This window comes from Flavobacterium sp. UW10123, from assembly GCF_040538975.1.
Lineage (GTDB): Bacteria > Bacteroidota > Bacteroidia > Flavobacteriales > Flavobacteriaceae > Flavobacterium.
Genome location: NZ_JBEWQE010000020.1, coordinates 47985 through 65601 on the forward strand (window position 1 = coordinate 47985; position 17617 = coordinate 65601).

At 33.4% G+C, this 17617-nt stretch carries 17 protein-coding genes and 1 pseudogene; 7 read left to right on the top strand and 11 right to left on the bottom strand.

Annotated features, from left to right (window positions below; translation table 11 throughout):
• Window positions 1–17 precede the first annotated feature (17 nt).
• Window positions 18–782 (top strand): hypothetical protein, encoded by a 765-nt coding sequence (locus tag ABXT06_RS20185; RefSeq protein WP_354592355.1) that lies wholly within the window; start codon window positions 18–20, stop codon window positions 780–782.
• 73 nt (window positions 783–855) lie between these two features.
• Here ABXT06_RS20185 and ABXT06_RS20190 read toward each other — a convergent pair whose 3' ends face one another.
• Window positions 856–1374: a hypothetical protein gene (locus ABXT06_RS20190; protein ID WP_111378405.1), complete on the bottom strand. Its 519-nt coding sequence runs from the start codon at window positions 1372–1374 to the stop codon at window positions 856–858.
• 189 nt (window positions 1375–1563) lie between these two features.
• Here ABXT06_RS20190 and ABXT06_RS20195 point away from each other — a divergent pair, with 189 nt between their 5' ends.
• The 3 genes from ABXT06_RS20195 (at window position 1564) to ABXT06_RS20205 (ending at window position 5218) form a co-directional block, all read left to right on the top strand.
• Window positions 1564–2949 carry an MATE family efflux transporter gene (locus tag ABXT06_RS20195; RefSeq protein ID WP_354592356.1) on the top strand — a complete coding sequence of 462 codons (1386 nt, stop codon included), beginning with the start codon at window positions 1564–1566 and terminating at the stop codon, window positions 2947–2949.
• 66 nt (window positions 2950–3015) lie between these two features.
• Window positions 3016–3243, top strand: coding sequence for a DUF8828 family protein (locus ABXT06_RS20200; RefSeq protein ID WP_095931090.1), 228 nt, complete (start codon window positions 3016–3018; stop codon window positions 3241–3243).
• A gap of 37 nt (window positions 3244–3280) precedes the next feature.
• The gene (locus ABXT06_RS20205) at window positions 3281–5218 is read left to right on the top strand and encodes an LTA synthase family protein (RefSeq protein ID WP_354592357.1); all 1938 of its coding nucleotides are present in this window, start codon (window positions 3281–3283) and stop codon (window positions 5216–5218) included.
• 162 nt (window positions 5219–5380) lie between these two features.
• On the opposite strand, the gene meaB is transcribed toward ABXT06_RS20205, so the two are convergent.
• The 5 genes and pseudogenes from meaB to ABXT06_RS20230 all read right to left on the bottom strand — a co-directional run bounded on the left by meaB (window position 5381) and on the right by ABXT06_RS20230 (window position 9144).
• Window positions 5381–6502 (bottom strand): methylmalonyl Co-A mutase-associated GTPase MeaB, encoded by a 1122-nt coding sequence (meaB, locus tag ABXT06_RS20210; RefSeq protein ID WP_354592358.1) that lies wholly within the window; start codon window positions 6500–6502, stop codon window positions 5381–5383.
• Window positions 6503–6809: 307 nt separating this feature from the next.
• Window positions 6810–7450: pseudogene (locus ABXT06_RS20215) on the bottom strand (NAD(P)-dependent oxidoreductase).
• A gap of 57 nt (window positions 7451–7507) precedes the next feature.
• Window positions 7508–7915 carry an RrF2 family transcriptional regulator gene (locus ABXT06_RS20220; RefSeq protein ID WP_111363950.1) on the bottom strand — a complete coding sequence of 136 codons (408 nt, stop codon included), beginning with the start codon at window positions 7913–7915 and terminating at the stop codon, window positions 7508–7510.
• A 130-nt stretch (window positions 7916–8045) separates the two neighbouring features.
• Window positions 8046–8519: a DoxX family protein gene (locus ABXT06_RS20225; RefSeq protein ID WP_354592359.1), complete on the bottom strand. Its 474-nt coding sequence runs from the start codon at window positions 8517–8519 to the stop codon at window positions 8046–8048.
• 58 nt (window positions 8520–8577) lie between these two features.
• Window positions 8578–9144 carry a Crp/Fnr family transcriptional regulator gene (locus tag ABXT06_RS20230; RefSeq protein ID WP_354592360.1) on the bottom strand — a complete coding sequence of 189 codons (567 nt, stop codon included), beginning with the start codon at window positions 9142–9144 and terminating at the stop codon, window positions 8578–8580.
• A 107-nt stretch (window positions 9145–9251) separates the two neighbouring features.
• On the opposite strand from ABXT06_RS20230, the gene ABXT06_RS20235 reads away from it, so the two are divergent.
• Both ABXT06_RS20235 and ABXT06_RS20240 read left to right on the top strand, forming a co-directional pair.
• Entirely contained in the window at window positions 9252–10163 is a 912-nt protein-coding gene (locus ABXT06_RS20235; protein ID WP_354592361.1) for an AEC family transporter, read from the top strand.
• 111 nt (window positions 10164–10274) lie between these two features.
• On the top strand, window positions 10275–10913 hold the full coding sequence (locus tag ABXT06_RS20240) for a peroxiredoxin (protein ID WP_109194642.1): 639 nt from the start codon (window positions 10275–10277) through the stop codon (window positions 10911–10913).
• Window positions 10914–11003: 90 nt separating this feature from the next.
• Here ABXT06_RS20240 and ABXT06_RS20245 read toward each other — a convergent pair whose 3' ends face one another.
• The 5 genes from ABXT06_RS20245 to ABXT06_RS20265 all read right to left on the bottom strand — a co-directional run bounded on the left by ABXT06_RS20245 (window position 11004) and on the right by ABXT06_RS20265 (window position 16920).
• Entirely contained in the window at window positions 11004–13280 is a 2277-nt protein-coding gene (locus tag ABXT06_RS20245; protein WP_354592362.1) for a cation:proton antiporter domain-containing protein, read from the bottom strand.
• A 216-nt stretch (window positions 13281–13496) separates the two neighbouring features.
• A complete protein-coding gene (locus ABXT06_RS20250; RefSeq protein ID WP_354592363.1) occupies window positions 13497–14108 on the bottom strand; it encodes a hypothetical protein in 612 nt (203 codons plus the stop codon).
• Between the two features lie 5 nt (window positions 14109–14113).
• Entirely contained in the window at window positions 14114–15460 is a 1347-nt protein-coding gene (gene purB, locus ABXT06_RS20255) for an adenylosuccinate lyase (protein WP_354592364.1), read from the bottom strand.
• Window positions 15461–15529: 69 nt separating this feature from the next.
• Window positions 15530–16222, bottom strand: a complete 693-nt coding sequence (locus tag ABXT06_RS20260; protein WP_354592365.1) for a sterol desaturase family protein — start codon at window positions 16220–16222, stop codon at window positions 15530–15532.
• Entirely contained in the window at window positions 16219–16920 is a 702-nt protein-coding gene (locus ABXT06_RS20265; RefSeq protein ID WP_354592366.1) for an SIR2 family NAD-dependent protein deacylase, read from the bottom strand. The genes ABXT06_RS20260 and ABXT06_RS20265 overlap by 4 nt, the downstream gene beginning before the upstream one ends.
• Before the next feature lie 165 nt (window positions 16921–17085).
• Between ABXT06_RS20265 and cysC the strand changes: the two genes are divergently transcribed.
• On the top strand, window positions 17086–17613 hold the full coding sequence (cysC, locus tag ABXT06_RS20270; RefSeq protein ID WP_354592367.1) for an adenylyl-sulfate kinase: 528 nt from the start codon (window positions 17086–17088) through the stop codon (window positions 17611–17613).
• The last annotated feature ends 4 nt before the right edge of the window (window positions 17614–17617 follow it).

Genomic DNA, 17617 nt, shown 5'->3' on the forward strand with positions numbered 1-17617 from the left:
TCATTTAAACCAGCGATATGAAAAAAAAAGTTTTTTTGTTGTTCGTAATTGCGAGTATTGCCTGTTCTGCAAACGAACTCAAAATGGAAATGGATTCTTCAATTACTAAAGATTCTTTGAAATTAGTGAAAAAAGTTGCAAAATATTATACAAATGGAATGCTGGAAGGAGAGGAGATTATAACTTTTTTTTATGAGAATAATTTGATTTCTAAAATTGAATCTAAAATTGATGATAAGTTTACAGGAAATGTTGAGGTAAAATATGAAAATGGGAAAATTAAGGAAATGATCGAGTACATCAAGCCTTTAAATAGTGTAAATGAAATTTCTATTTTAAGAGTTTATAATTATGATAAAGATTTAATTGTGAATGCTATAGAAAGCAATGGGCAGAGAAAGGTGCAGAAAGTGTACAGTTATAATGATTTGAAGCAAATTGTAAAATGTCAAATTACAGAGGCAGGCAAAACAGTAGCCGAAGAAATATATTTGTACGATAAAAAAGGAAATCTTTCTGAAAGAAAATATAAAGGAGCATCTTCAAATCATAAAACATTCTATAAAGCTTATGATGATAAATACAATTCATTTGCTTTATTATACTCAGAAGCCTATTTGAAGATTATTTCTAGTGGCAAAAACAATCTCGTTTATAGTTATAATAATGAAGGGGAGAATGAAAAGTATGACTATGAATATAATTCTGAGAATTATCCAATAAAAATTACAATGAGGAAAAATAATGAAATAAAAACTATCACTACAATTCAGTATGAATAAATAAAAAACCCGACAGACCATTCAGACTATCGGGTTTTTACCAAAAACAAAATAATAAATTAAACCTATTTTTTTAGAGTTGAAAACCATAAGCAACACGCAATGCTACCTGATTGGTTCTAAAGTCATGATAATCTTCGTAACGAACACTTAGATCGATGTACTTGTTGGCATAACCAATTCCTGGAGCCCATAAAAAAGTTGTTTTATCGTAACCATTTGTTACAGCAAAACCTGCACCCAGTTCTCCTAAAACATAAAATTGATCTTTTAAGACAAAAGCTTTAAAACCTGCTTTGGCCGGAATAAATCCAAGATCTTTTATGTCATTTCCAAGATCATCTTTTCCCATAAATAAATTCGTAAATCCTGTAGTTAAGGTCAAAGATGTTTTTTTGGAAAGATCATACTGTAAACGAACGTCTCCCCCAAGAGACCAGTCGTAATCATTGTCGGTTGGCAATCCCCCATTTAAGCCAAAACCTAATCTAAAACCTTGATCGTAATTTGTTGCTTCTGTTTCTTGAGCAAATGTGGTGTTGGCAAATAAAAATGTGAAAGCAGCTAGGCATAACATCTGTAATTTTTTCATGGCTTATATTTTTGAAATTTCTATAATGTAAAATTATATTGGAGGCGTTTGGAGTTTGTTATACAATTTTTAAAAATCGTTACATAATATTGAGTTCGTCTTATTTTTGTCTTAAAATTGGGATATATTTTTATAGATAGGATAGAATTCGAAGCTTCTGACTATCTTTGCGCACAAAATAGAATAGAAGTGAATTTAAAGCAGTACACTAAAGAGTTTTCGTATAATTTAAGATTGGCATATCCTGTTATTTTAGGAATGGTTGGGCATACCTTAATTGGTATTGTCGATAATATAATGGTTGGTAAAATAGGAAGTACAGAACTGGCGGCAGTTTCGCTTGGGAACAGTATGATTTTTATCGCCATGTCTTTAGGAATTGGTTTCTCTACAGCAATTACACCAATTGTTGCCGAAGGTGATGCAGAAAAAAATGATACTAAAATTCGATCTGCTTTTCATCATGGATTATTTCTATGTACAATTTTAGGATTGGTGCTTTTTACCGTAATTATGTTTGCCAAACCAATTATGGAATTGTTAAAACAGCCTGCGGATGTTATTGTGCTTGCTAAACCCTATTTAGGATGGGTGGCTTTTTCTTTGATTCCTTTGGTAATGTACCAAGGCTATAAACAGTTTGCTGACGGAATGTCATTGACCAAATATTCTATGTATGCGATGGTAATGGCTAATGTACTTCACGTGGCTATAAACTATGTTTTAATCTACGGAATTTGGTTTTTTCCAAAAATGGGAATTATCGGTGCAGCGCTTGGTACTGTAATTTCTAGAATATTTCTAGTAATGTTCATGCATATTATGCTTTCGCGAAGAGATGATTTAAAACGCTTTTTCAAAGGATTTAGTTTTAATGAAATAAAAAAAGCCACTATAAATAAGATTATCAGTATCGGATTTCCTTCAGCAATGCAGATGCTTTTTGAAGTGGTTTTATTTACAGCTTCAATCTGGCTTTGCGGAAATATCGGAAAAACAAGTCAGGCAGCAAATCAGATTGCACTGAGTTTGGCTTCTATGACTTTTATGTTTGCAATGGGATTAAGCGTAACTTCTATGGTTCGTGTAAGTAACCAAAGAGGTTTAATGGATTATAAAAAACTGATCGTTGTAGCGCGTTCTATCTTTTTGCTTGCTATAATTTTAGAGACGGTTTTTGCAATTTTCTTTATCGTTTTCCACGATTATCTGCCTTATATTTTCTTGAACATGGAAAATACAGGACAGATTTTAGATAACGAAGAAGTAATAGGAATTGCTTCAAAATTGCTTCTAATTGCCGCAGTTTTCCAGATTTCTGATGGAATTCAGGTTGTAGTATTAGGAGCATTGCGTGGTTTACAGGACGTAAAAATTCCAATGTACATTACTTTTGTAGCTTATTGGGTTATTGGTTTTCCGATTTCGTATTATTTAGGAGAACACACCGAATTGAAGGCTCAAGGTGTTTGGATCGGACTTTTGGCTGGATTAACCGCGGCAGCGATTTGTCTGTACATTCGTTTTCATTACTTGACAAAGAGATTGATTACTCATTCAGTTTCAAATGACTAAATTTGAATAGAAAAATAAACCACAGATCTGTGGCTGAAAATAATAACCATTAAAAAATAAACACATATGGAATTACCTAAATTTTTACTTGGAGATAATACTGACTTTCCAGATGATATTTTTATCATTCACCTAGATTATCCAAGATTCATTATCAATTTGAAAGATGATGAGGTTGAATTTTTAGAAGAAGCAGAAGATCTTGACGAAGCAGAATTAAACGCCGAAATGGAAGATTTAATCGAAAAGGCTAATGAGTTTTATGACAGAGAAATTAACCGCTACGAAGAGTAATTTGTTTTTCTAACCTTACGTTCTTATACTATATTTAATGAAAAATTTACGTTTCTTAAAACCTATTTTCAGTTTTATATTAATCGGATTATTGATCACCACTTTAAGTCGAATCTTTTTATTTTTTCTTTTTAAAGAAAGAGTAGTGGAGACACCAGATTTCTGGTATATTTTTCCAATCGGTCTTCGAATGGATTTGATATTGCTTTGTTATTTGTCGTTTCTTCCAGCATTGTTAATTACTTTTTTGCCAAATAAAACGATAAAGTTTACCAATAAATTTCTGGTAATTTATAGTTTTCTATTTCTGTTTTTAATTCTATTTGTAGAATTAGCTTCACCAGATTTTGTGAAACAATATGATACACGTCCGAATAAGATTTTCTTAGATTACCTTATTTATCCAAAAGAAGTAGTTGGAATGCTTTTAAAAAGTTATCTGACGTCTATCATTGTAACATTCTTGATTTTGGGAGTTGTAGTTTATTTTGCTTTCAAAAAAGGAAAACAATTATTCTATACTACAAGTACAGAATACAAATTCAAATTAATGGTATTTCCATTAGTGGCTTTTTTATTGTTTTTTGGAGCACGTTCGAGTCTGACTTCAAAACGTCCTATTAATGCCAGTAATGCTGTTTTTTCTACAGATCAATTAACGAATACTTTGGGATTAAATTCATTTTATACGGTGGCATTTGCGGCGTATTCAATAAAGAATGAGGGAAATACTAAAATGTATGGTAAAATGGATGAAGCTGAAGCGATTGCTCGTGTAAAAAAATACATGATTGCTGGTCCAAGTGATTTTACAGATAAGGATATTCCGTTTTTACATGTACAGCAGCCAGATTCTGTTATGAAAAAGCCATACAATTTGGTGATTTTTCTGCAAGAAAGTTTAGGTGCAGAATATGTTGGAATTTTAGGAGGAAAACCATTAACTCCTGAATTTGATAAATTGTCAAAAGAAGGAACATTATTTACCAATTTATATTGTACAGGAACTAGAAGTGTTCGCGGAATTGAAGCAGTAGTAACTGGATTTTTGCCTTCGCCATCAGAAAGTGTTGTAAAGCTTGGAAACTCCCAGCAAGGATTTTTTACATTGGCAGATGCATTAAAACAAAAAGGTTACGACACGAGTTTCATTTATGGAGGAATGGCCAATTTTGATAACATGGCTTCGTTTTTTAACGGAAATGGTTTTACAGATATCGTTGACCAATCCGATTTTGAATCAGACGGAAATAAATATGCTTTCAAAGGAACTTGGGGATATTCTGATGAAGATTTGGTGACCAAAGCCAATCAGTATTTCAAGTCAAAAGGAGACAAACCATTTTTCTCTTTAATGTTCTCGACTTCAAATCATGAGCCTTTTGAATATCCTGCAGGAAGAATTAAGCCTTACGATAAAAAGCCTAATACAGTAAATAATGCCATGAAATATGCTGATTTTTCTATTGGGAAATTCTTTGAAATGGCTAAAAAAGAACCATATTTTAAAAACACAATTTTTATTGTAATTGCCGATCATAATACGAGAACGTATGGTAAAAATTTAGTTCCAATTAATAAATTTCATATTCCAGCATTTATTATGGGACCAGGAGTTCCAAAAGGAGCTGTTTATGATAGATTGGCAAGTCAAATTGATATTCCGCCAACATTGTTAAGCTATTTAGGACTTCCGTTTGAAACGCCAATGGTAGGTAGAAATCTAAGTAAATTGGATCCAAAAGTACAAGGAAGATCTATCATGCAGTTTAATGATATCAATGCATTTAGAGTCGAGAATCAGGTTGTCATTATGCAGCCAAATTTGAAGCCATTACAATTTGAAATTAAAAACGATACAACTTTAGTTCCTGTGAAACTGAACGAAGATTTAGCAAAAGATGCTTTAGCACACGTGATTACGGCAGGAAATTTGTATAAAGAAAGTAAGTATAAGCTTAGAGCTAAAAAATAGGTTCAAAGATACAAAGGGACAAAGGTTCAAAGGTTTTATACTTTGGACCTTTTTCTTTTTTTAGTGAAATTGAAATGCTTTGCGGGTTCTCGACTCCGTTCGAAATGACAAGATTGTGTATAGAGATTGTTAAGGAATTAAAAGGAGCAAAGCGACTTTTTTCTACTCTGAACCTTTGTCACTTTGAACCTTTGCACCTTTATTAAAATACAATTTTAATAACTCAGAAGCAGCTGCAAAAGATGAAATCTCATTGTTTTGCACTGCTTTTTTACTTTCTTCCAAAAGCGAAATTATATCAGGCTGGTTATAGAAATTCTGTTTCAATTGTTCGTTGATGGTTTCCATCATCCAGAAATGGTTTTGCTCATTTCTTTTTTCTTGGAAAAATCCTGTTTCTTTGGTCATTTCAAAATATTCGGAAATTGTATTCCAAACTTCAGGAATGCCATCTTTTGTCATTGAACTGCAAGTAGTAACTTTTGGTTGCCAATTTGATTTTTTTGGAGGGAATAAATGCAAAGCGCGATTAAATTCCAATTTCGCCTGATTAGCCTTTTTTACATTATCGCCGTCAGCTTTATTAATGACAATAGCATCTGCCATTTCCATAATACCGCGTTTAATACCTTGAAGTTCGTCGCCAGCGCCAGATATTTTTAAAAGTAAAAAGAAATCGACCATGCTATGAACAGCAGTTTCGCTTTGGCCAACACCAACAGTTTCTATAATAATAGTATCAAACCCTGCGGCTTCACAAAGAATAATAGTTTCTCTTGTTTTTCGTGCCACACCGCCTAAAGTTTCGCCAGAAGCACTTGGACGGATAAAAGCATTTTCATCTTTAACTAATTCTTCCATTCGAGTTTTATCGCCTAGAATACTTCCGTGAGAAAGCGAACTGCTCGGATCAACTGCCAAAACCGCTACTTTTTTTCCTAATTGTGTCAGATGTTTTCCAAAAGCCTCAATAAAAGTGCTTTTTCCAACACCAGGAACACCTGTAATTCCAATTCGAATTGATTTATTGGCATGAGATAAACAGCCTTGAATAACTTGGCCAGCTTTATCAAAATGGTCTGGATTGGTGCTTTCAATTAAAGTAATGGCGCGACTAAGAGAGGTTCTGTTTCCGTCTAAAATTCCACTAACTAATTCTTGAGAAGTCGGTTGCTGTCTGCGTTTGCTTTTGATTTGATTAATAGCCGAAATATTGGTGATTTCGGGAGGTGAAATTCCAGCTTTTTCAGATATGCTGCCAGTTTGTTTATTAGAATTTGACAAAACGCACTTTTTAGAAATGTAAAAGTACAGAAAACAAAAACAGTTTCAAAAAGTTAGTTTACCACCAATTACACGAATTTCCGCTAATTTGTTATTCTCAAAAGGAGCTGAAAAAAGATTTGCCACGAATTCACGAATTTTATTTTGAAAAACTATGTCTGATATTATTATTCGAATTAATTCGAAAAAATAATCTCAAAGATTTTAAAAAGAAAATTCGTGAATTGCTTCGCCTGTTCGCTATCGCTCGAGTCGCGGCAAAAAAACTTAGAATCTTAGTGCCTTAGAAACTTAGCATCTTTAAAAATTAATATCCAGCTGTAAAGCGTACTTGATGATGTTTTGGAGTTTCTACTTCATCAGCAATAACAACAGCCAAATCTTCTACAGATAAAATACTTCTTTGTTCGTCATTGAAAACAGGATTTTCTAAGCCTAAACGGTATTTTCCTGTTCTTCCTGTTTTGGTTCCAGCGTGCATTTCGAAAGCAGGACTAAAGAATGCCCAATCTAAATCTTTTTCTTCTTTAATAATATTTAAATAATGTCTTGCGGCATTGGCCCCAGGGAAAATCTCTTTTGGAAAATCTGGAGTGTCAACTGCTTGCAAGTCTGGAGCAACATACAAACTTCCAGCTCCACCGATTGTAATAAAACGTTTAACGCCAGATTTTTAACCGCTTCTTGAATAGCTTTTGAACCTGCTAAAAAGTCATCATAAATATTAGGGTTAGTCCATCCTGGATTATAAGCATTAACAACAGCATCGTGACCTTTTAAGATTTCTGCCAAAGCATCAACATTAAAAATATCTGCAGCAACCCAAGTAGCATTTGCTGTATCTTTTGGAGTTCTTGCAATAGCAGTAATTTCATGTTTTCTGTCTGCTAATTCGTTTAAAATTGCTGAGCCAACAAATCCTGTAGCTCCAATAAGTGCGATTTTCATAATATATAAATTTATTTAGTAATAAAAAATGTTACAGTTTTGGGTAAAAAAATAGTTTTAAAACTGATTCGAAAAATCTTCCAATGAAATTCCTTCCAGCTGTTTGCTGACGTTTTGATTCATTTCGCTATATAACACTTCCAAATGCTGATTGATATTTTTTCCAACAGGACAATCAGGATTCGGCTGATTCTTTGCAAAACCTAAACCAATAGTTTCAAAGGTCATTTCGAATATTTGTTTTAAAGTCAGATCAGCAGCGTTTACTGCCAATTTTGTACCGCCATTTTTTCCTTCTTTACTTTCTACAATATGATGTGCTTTTAGGTTGGCAATTTCTTTTCGAACCAAAACAGGATTTAAATTAATACTTCCCGCAATATACTCCGATGATAAATAATCATTTGGGAATTTATGCAGTAAAGTAAGAATGTGAATCGTTATGGCAAATTTACCTGAAATCATACTGTAATAAAATATGTTACAAATTTAAGTCTTTTTATAACACAAAAATTAATTTTAACTTAAAATTAATTAAAGTAATTGAAAATCAAGACAAATTGTGCATCATTAACATGAATGATGCACAATTTCTTTAATTGACTATTTTGATTTTTGATTGATTCTTTAGAGAAGAAAAATATACCCACGCTATAAAAAGTAGTTGCATTGGTATCCTAATCCATAAATACGATAAGCCTTTGCCAGTATAATCGGCAGTTTGTAAATTGATTTTATGGCTTGCGGCATAAATGTTAGCAGGAAGCAATAAGATAAAAAACAAAATCAGCAATTTTCCTGTAAGGACTTTAGTTTTTGGCAGTAGTAACCCAATTGCAGCAATTAGTTCTATAATTCCTGTAATAATCACGATAGCATTTGCGCAAGGCAAAAAAGAGATCATCATCGCCATTCCTTTAGTAAAAGCAAAATGGCCTACAGCAGTAAATGTCAACATTGCTGCCATGGCAATTCTACCTGAAAATGCCAATTCTAGCCGTTTAGCCGTGAGCCAAATAGTAAGGAGCGTTGCAATAAAAACTCCGAAAAGAACAATTAAGGTTTCCATATCTTTTTTTTATAGTACAAAGTTGCACAGTAAAGAAACCTAAAACAATGAACCTGGGTTAATAAATACGCTTTCTGATTCGGCTTAGAGCTTGTGGAGTAATACCAATATAAGAGGCAAGGTACTTTTGAGGAATTTTTTGAATTAAATGAGGCTGTTCTGTGAATAGATTAAGATATCGCTGCTCAGCAGAATCGTTTAGCAAAGACAGTTCTCTTTTTGATTTTTTAAGAAATAATCCTTCGCTTGCTAATCGTCCAATGGTATTGCCAATTTTAGTTTTGGCATATATGTCTTGAAGATCATGGTAAGAAATGCGCCAAAGAATTGTGTCAGCAAGGGTTTCGATAGTATAATTTGCGGGCAATCTTGTAATAAATGAATCATAGCCGCTTGTAAATTCGCCATCGAATACAAAAGTAAACGTCAGGTCTTTATTTTCAGAAGGAACATAATATCTAAGAATTCCTTTTTCTATAAAAGAAAGATAATTTTCTATATGGCCGGTTTGTAGTATTGCTGTTTTCTTTGAAAATTCCTGACGAATAAGTTTTGAGGAAAAGATGTTCCAGTCTTCATCAGAAAGTTTGGTCATTAGTTCAAGATTATCCCTTATTTGCTGCATAGATTTTTTAGAATTACATATTAAAAGTAACAAAAAACTCAATGACAGACGATAATTTGTTCGGTCCATCAATTTATAATTTCCTATTTTTGTCTTGAAGCCATGATATGAACAACTTTATATTAATATTTCTCTTTCTTTCGCTGGGTTTAGTTTTACAGCATGTAAAACAATTTCCTACTCATATTTATAAGACGCTCAATAAAATTGTTATTTATTTCTGTCTTCCCGCCATTACTTTATATCATATTCCTAAAATAAAATGGAGCAGCGAATTGCTGTTTCCAATAGGAGCAGGGTGGATTACTTATATTTTGGCCTTTATATTTTTTCATTTTTTAGGAAGAAGAAATGGCTGGTCCAATAAATTGATCGGGTGTTTGATCTTGACAGCAGGATTAAGCAATAGTTCTTTTCTTGGATACCCGATTATTGAAGCTTTGTTTGGAAAGAAAGGCTTGGAAACGGCCGTATTGGTAGATCAGCCAGGAACTTTTGTGGTGGTTTCGACACTTGGAGTTTTCACTGCGGCTTTCTATTCAAAAGGCAGTCCGAACGCATTAGGGATTTTCAAAAAAATCATCACGTTTCCACCATTTCTGATGTTTGTTTTAGCCTGTTTGATGAATATTTTTGATTATAATTTAAATGAAAATATTGAGTCTGTATTACTAAAAATTGGTAGTTTGGTAACACCTTTGGCATTGCTTTCTGTGGGCTTGCAATTGACTTTTGATCGAAAAAGCCAGCACTGGAAATTTTTACGTCTTGGACTTTTCTTTAAACTACTTTTGATTCCTTTTATAATTTTTGTGCTGTACGTTTTTATTTTCAATCAGCATTCTGAAGTTATAAAAATTACGATCATGGAAACCGCTATGGCACCTATGATAACGGGAGCAATCTTAGCTTCAACGTACGGATTAAAGCCAAAATTAAGCAGTATGATGATCGGTTTCGGAATTCCAATTTCTTTTATTACGCTTGCTTTCTGGTATTTTATTTTGAGTTTTATTTAAAGTAAAATATTAACTAGATAGAGAAAGTAGAATTTTAACTTTTTTTTACCTTTTCAATGTTTTCTAAATGTATTTTTTAGTTAATTTTAGAGGAACTAAAAAAGATAAATTATGTCAACATTAAGATTAGGCGATATAGCACCAGATTTTCAGGCACAAACTACGCAAGGACCAATTAGTTTTCATGAATGGTTAGGAGATTCTTGGGGTGTTTTATTTTCGCATCCAGCAGATTTTACTCCTGTTTGTACAACTGAATTGGGAACTGTGGCAAATTATGTTCCTGAGTTTACCAAAAGAAATACAAAAGTTATTGCTTTAAGCGTAGACGGTTTAGACTCACACAAAGAGTGGATTAAAGATATCAACGAAACTCAAAATACAGAAGTAAATTTCCCAATCATTGCCGATGAGGATAAAAAAGTGGCTAATCTATACGATATGCTTCATCCAAATGCAAGTGACAAATTTACAGTGCGTTCTGTTTTTGTTATTGGACCAGATAAAAAAATCAAATTAACGCTGACTTATCCAGCTTCAACAGGAAGAAATTTTGATGAATTGCTTCGCGTAATCGACAGTTTGCAATTAACAGCAAATTACAGCGTTGCAACTCCAGCCAACTGGAAAGACGGAGAAGATGTGGTAATCGCGCCTGCAATTCCAGACAGCGATATTCCAGCAAAATTCCCAAAAGGACACACACCAATAAAACCTTATTTGAGATTGACACCACAGCCGAATAAGTAACTTTTAAGGGACAAAGGTTCAAAGGGACAGAGGGACAAAGTAAAAAGGCTGGGATTTTTCCATTTGGAAAAATCCCAGCCTTTTTACTTTCTACGAGATCTTTGAACCTCTGTCCCTTTGAATCTTTGCACCTTCAAAAGCCATCAAAGCATTCATTCTTTTCTTATCTCCTACAACCCACAGAATATCATTTTTTTCTAAGATCAAACTAGATTCTGGATTTAGGATACGATTTCCATTTCGTTCAATTCCAACAACCATTCCGTCTGTTTTGGCTCTAAATTGTCCAATGCTTTTTTGAATGAATTCATCTTGAGAAACTTCAAGCTGACGTAAAACAATATCGGTTTCTTCTACTTTTGTAGGTGGTTCTGTTTCGTTTTGAGTTAAGAATTTTGTGAATTCTGCGATTTGTGCGTCAGTTCCAATTACACAGATTTCGTCGCCTGGAAATAGTCGTTCCGTTTTGGTAGGAATCGGAATGGTGACTTCACCTCGTTTTATGTAAGCAATATTAATTCCTAATTGTTCGCGAATCTTTAATTCCTGCAAAGTTTGCCCAACTAAATTAGATTCTTTTTTAATCTCGAAAAATGACATGTGTCCGTCCCACGGCATTAAATTGGCATATCTTCTGTCGATCTTTTTGTTTTCACGATCGTTGAGGTTTTTCAAAAAGTGATTTTCAATTTTATGATATTGTTCATTTAGTTTTTTAGGGAAGATTTGGTAAGCTCCGATTGCAATAATTAGTGCAACGAAAGCCACCAAAGGCGAGAAGAAAATGTTTAATAAAAACCCGACAAAGAATAGACCAAGACTCATTCTAATCAGAATCAGCATTAAAAGTGCCCCACGATATTTGCGCTCTTCCCAAAGCGCTTCAACTTCATCAACTTTTACACGACGAAGCGAAAGCGCCCATAAAAATGGTGCAATTACAACTAGCGTAAGCAAAGCCGCCAATGTATTTCCAAATCTTGTATCGGCAACCAATGGCGCAACAAATTTAGAAGACAATAATATAATGGCAGTAATAATGATAGTGTGAAGAATTATTTGTGTGATTGAAGAGCGAAGAACAATCTGCCAAGTGCTGACAGATTTAATGGCTTGCGCGTTCACACTATAACGGTTAATGTTTTTAATCCATCTCTTCGGCATTTTAGCCTCTAAGTATAAGGCAAATCCTTCTGAATATTTAATTAAGAATGGAGTAGTAAAGGTGGTAATTGCCGACACAGCTACAATAATTGGGTATAAGAAATCGCTTGTAACTTTTAGTGACATTCCGAGTGTGGCAATAATAAACGAGAACTCCCCAATTTGCGCCAAACTCATTCCAGTTTGAACCGATTGTTTTAATGGCTGGCCAGAAATTAAAGCTCCGATAGAAGAACTAAAGGCTTTTCCAAAAATGGTCAATAAAGTAATTATAGCAACAGGAAGAGCATAATTAACCAAAGTTACAGGGTTAATTAACATTCCGACTGATACGAAGAAAACAGCACCAAAAAAATCTTTTACAGGCTGAATTAAATGCTCAATTTTTTCAGCCATCGTAGTTTCAGCAATAATAGAACCCATAATAAAGGCACCTAAAGCCGGAGAAAAACCAACATTTGAAGCAAAAATTACCATCATTAAACATAATGCTAATGAAATAATCAGCAGCATTTCATCTGTTAAGAGATGTTTTGCTTTTTTGAAAATAGTTGGAATAATAAAAATACCTCCTAAGAACCAGATAATTAAAAAGAATACTAGTTTTAAAACAGATTGAAGTAATTCGGCGCCCGAAACCTGATCACTAACGGCAATAGTGGATAATAAAACCAACATTAAAATGGCAACAATATCTTCTACGATTAGAGCTCCGAAAACAATTCCAACGAATTTTTTTCCTTTTACTCCCAATTCATCAAAAGCCCTGATGATGATTGTTGTGGACGAAATAGAAAGTGTTGCACCCAAGAAAATACTATCCATTTTTCCCCAGCCCATCCATTGCCCGACTGCATAACCAATTACGGTCATAAACAAAATCTGGGTTATGGCGGTGACAGACGAAGTTCCTCCAACCTTCATTAGTTTTTTAAAGCTGAATTCAAGACCTAAACTAAAAAGTAAAAAGATAACCCCAATTTCTGCCCAAACTTCAACACTTTTCATGTCGGTGATAGATGGGAAAAAATCAAAATGGTTTCCGGCCAGAAATCCTGCGATTAGGTAGCCCAGAACCAAAGGTTGCTTCATTTTTCTAAATAATAGAACGGCGATTCCAGCAGTCATTAGGATTAATCCTAAATCACTAATTAAAGGTTGTAAATGATGTGTGGTTTCCGCAGCGGCATTTAATGCAATCATATAAAAATGTGGTATTTTTTTTAAGCGGCTGATCCAGTTTTTTATTTCAAATGAAATTCATGAGCTCCGATTAAAATAAAAGGAGTGTAATCTGGATTTGCCTCTGGATTTAATAAAAAAAAGCTATCTCGATAAAGATAGCTTTTTTTGGTAAAATATTTGGTGTTTTTCTTAAATTCCTTGCGTAATTACTCGGTTTTTTTTGAATTGTGTTCTTTATTCTATTTTGACTATACCCACATTAACGTCCCTGTAATAAAGACTAAATGTAGAAACTTTTAATGTTAGCGGAATAATGAAAAATAACTCAGCTTTAAAGTTTTTATAAACAGTTTGTCCAAAATATACAATACTGGAATCGGGATTTTTTTTAGTTCCAAACTCGACTGCAATTTCAGAGTTAGTATAACCTGCTATATTAAATTTGTCAAATTGATCTATTTCAGTGCTTTTGTATTGAGGCAGGTTACTACTGTAATCTTTATTTTCAGATTTTGTTTTTCTGAAATAATTTCTTTCAGGATTTCCTACCATAGCTCCGTACCCTAAATAATCTCCAAGACGGTATCTAATTTTATTAACAGTATCTAGTAACGCAAAAGCACTTATTCGGGCATGATTTTCTTCTATTGACTTGACTTTACATTTGACCATAATGTACTTATATTGCGATTGATCAAATTTTATGCCTCTCAACATTAGAGTAGAAAATTCTGAAGGTTCTTTTGCCTTTAGAATTTCTATTTCAATTCCGTTAACTACTTTTTTTTGTGCATAAATAGATATGCTGAATGCAAGTAATAAAAGGAGTAAAAAACGGTATTTCATCCGAATTAAATTCCTGTGTAATTACTAGGGGTTATTGCCAATAATTCTGCTCTAACAGCGTCTGAAACTTCCAGAGTAGAAATAAAGTTATGAATTGCATTTTTGTCAATTGCTTCATTGGTTCTTGTTAAACCTTTTAAAGCTTCGTAAGGGTTTGGATATGCTTCACGACGTAAAATAGTCTGAATAGCTTCAGCAACTACAGCCCAGTTTTTCTCTAAATCTTCAGCAAATTTGCTTTCGTTTAAAAGTAATTTATTTAAACCTTTCAAAGTAGCCTCAAAAGCAATAACTGTATGTCCGAACGGAACGCCAACATTACGTAAAACAGTACTGTCAGTTAAGTCACGCTGTAATCTTGAAACTGGTAATTTAGCAGCCAAATGTTCAAAAATAGCATTTGCAATTCCTAAGTTTCCTTCAGAGTTTTCAAAATCAATTGGGTTTACTTTATGTGGCATTGCAGAAGAACCAATTTCTCCAGCTTTGATTTTTTGTTTGAAATAATCCATCGAAACATACGTCCAGATATCGCGATCTAAGTCGATGATAATAGTGTTGATTCTTTTTAAAGCATCAAAGAAAGCTGCAAAATGATCGTAATGCTCAATTTGAGTGGTTGGGAAAGAATGTTTTAAACCAAGATCAGTTTCAACAAATTTATTTCCGAATTGTTTCCAGTCAATTTGTGGATATGCTACATGGTGCGCATTGAAATTTCCTGTCGCTCCTCCAAATTTAGCAGCAAACGGAATGTTGAATAGTAAACGCATCTGCTCTTCTAAACGCTCTACGAAAACTAAAATTTCTTTTCCTAAACGAGTAGGAGAAGCAGGCTGCCCGTGTGTACGTGCTAACATTGGAATGTCTTTCCACTCAACGCTTAATTCTTTTAATTTTGCAATTACAGCAATTAAAGTTGGCATATAAACTTGCTCAAACGCTTCTTTTGTAGAAAGCGGAATTGCCGTGTTGTTAATATCTTGAGACGTTAATCCGAAGTGAATGAACTCTTTGTATTGAGATAAATCTAACTTCTCAAAAGCATCTTTAATAAAATATTCAACCGCTTTTACGTCGTGGTTGGTTACTTTCTCTGTTTCTTTAATCCAAAGAGCATCTTCAGTCGAGAAGTTTTTGTAGATGTTTCTCAAGCTTTCAAATAAACTAGAGTCAATACCTTGCAGTTGTGGCAATGGAATTTGGCATAAAGCAATGAAGTATTCCACTTCAACCAAAACGCGGTATTTTATCAAAGCTTCTTCTGAGAAGAAAGGTGCTAAATTTTGAGTTTTATTTCTATATCTTCCGTCAATTGGCGATATAGCATTCAATTCGTTTAGAGTAGTCATTGTGATGTTGTTTTTTCGAAAGGTGCAAATATAAGGTATTGTTAAAACTTCTGAAAGCTATATTGATGCTTAAATTATGGTTTTGAAAATTTTATCCCAAATTGTAAAGTAAAAACCGTAATTATGAGTTTCATTTTTATGATGATCATTGTGGAATTTAGTGGTCGAAATCCATTTTGTGAAGTAATTGCTGTACCAGAAAGAGGGAAATATGTCTTTTTTTAGATGCCCGAATATTCCATAAGATAGATTTAGAACAAGATAAATGATGATGCTCAAATAATTAAATTTCAAAATTGTAATTAAAAATAGCCATATAAAACCAAAGCCTAGAGTTTCTATCGGATGAAGGACATATAAGCTGTAAACATTGGTTTCTACATGCGTGTGATGCAGTTTATGAATTGGGTAAAGCCATTTTAAATGATGAACTAAAAAATGAAAAACGAACATGAAAAGATCCATTAAAAGAATCAATAAAAGCGTATCAAAAATAATAAGTTTAATAGATGCCGAAAAATCTATTTTTAGGATTCCGTAGCGATACAATTCAAAACCAATTAAAGTGATGAAGGTGTTGCAAAGTAGAGTAGAAAGTACCCATTTTCGATCTTTATTCTTTAAAAATGTGTTTTCTGGTTCCAGTATTTTTCCAATTAAAATTGATAAACCTACCAACAACGAGTTCTCTATTAAAAAGAAAACAAAGAGCCAGCCAATATTAAATTGGAATAACTGCTGCAGCCAACTTTCAAAAATCATGTTGTTTTTTCTAAGTTCAGTAATTTTTCTCTTAAATCGGCAACTCCTTCAGAAGCAAATTTAGCAATGGTCTCTACTTTATTTCGAAGATTCGGAATCGAAATGGGTTTCGGATCAATATAAAAAACAGGTGTTGTGCTAGGTGTATAAGAAATTAATCCTGCAGCAGGATATACTTGCAATGAAGTGCCAATAACAGCAAAATAATCTGCAGTTTCTGTAATGTCAATAGCTTCTTCGAGCGCAGGAACTTCTTCGCCAAACCAAACAATATGCGGGCGTAATTGATGTCCGTTCAAATCTAAATCTCCCGTAAGCAAATCTTCTGTCCAATCTAAAATCAGGTTTTTATTTTGAGTGCTTCGTACTTTTAGCAACTCGCCATGCAAATGCAAAACATTTGTGCTTCCCGCGCGTTCATGAAGATCATCAACATTTTGCGTGATAATCTGCACGTCGAAGTCTTTTTCTAATTCAGCTAAAATCGTGTGACCCAAATTCGGATTTACTTCTTTTAACTGTTGGCGTCTTTTGTTGTAAAAATCGAGAACCAATTCCTGATTTTTATGCCAGCCTTCTGGCGTTGCAACTTCCATTACATCATGTCCTTCCCATAAACCATCACTGTCGCGAAAGGTTTTGATTCCGCTTTCAGCGCTGATTCCTGCTCCTGTTAAAACAACAAGTTTCTTTTTCATTCTTAGTTTTATTAAAAGATAAAAATAGTGATTTCTTTATTCAAATGTCTAGTAAATAATAAGGAGTAGCTATACTTTTTTAGATAAAAGAATGGGGGTTTATACGCTTTGTCTCTCTTTTCGAATTATTTAATTTTAATGTTTGGTTTGGTAAAAGTATTCAATATGATTTTAATTCAATTTACAGGACTGTCTGGTTCAGGAAAAACAACGCTGGCGGAAAATGTTAGGCATCTATTGCTTCAAAACAATTATGAAGCCGAAATAGTAGATGGCGATGTTTACCGACAGACGATTTGTAAAGATTTAGGTTTTTCTAAAGAAGATCGCTGCGAAAATGTTCGACGTCTTTTTAATGTTGGCCGAAGTTTGATTGAAGAAAATAAAATCGTTCTGATGTCGGTTATAAATCCGTATGAAAATATTAGAAATGAATTAAGAACTTTTGAATTTGTAAAAACAGTATTTCTGGATTGTTCGATTAGCAATTTGATTGAAAGAGATCCAAAAGGATTATACAAAAGAGCTTTATTACTAGATCATGATCAAAATAAAATTAGAAGTTTTACAGGAATAAGTGATGTTTATGAAACTCCAGAAAAAGCAGATTTGGTATTAAAAACAGATTCAGAATCTGTTTCGGTTTCTACCGATAAATTGTATCATTTTATAATTAGTAATTTAAAAAATTAAGGTT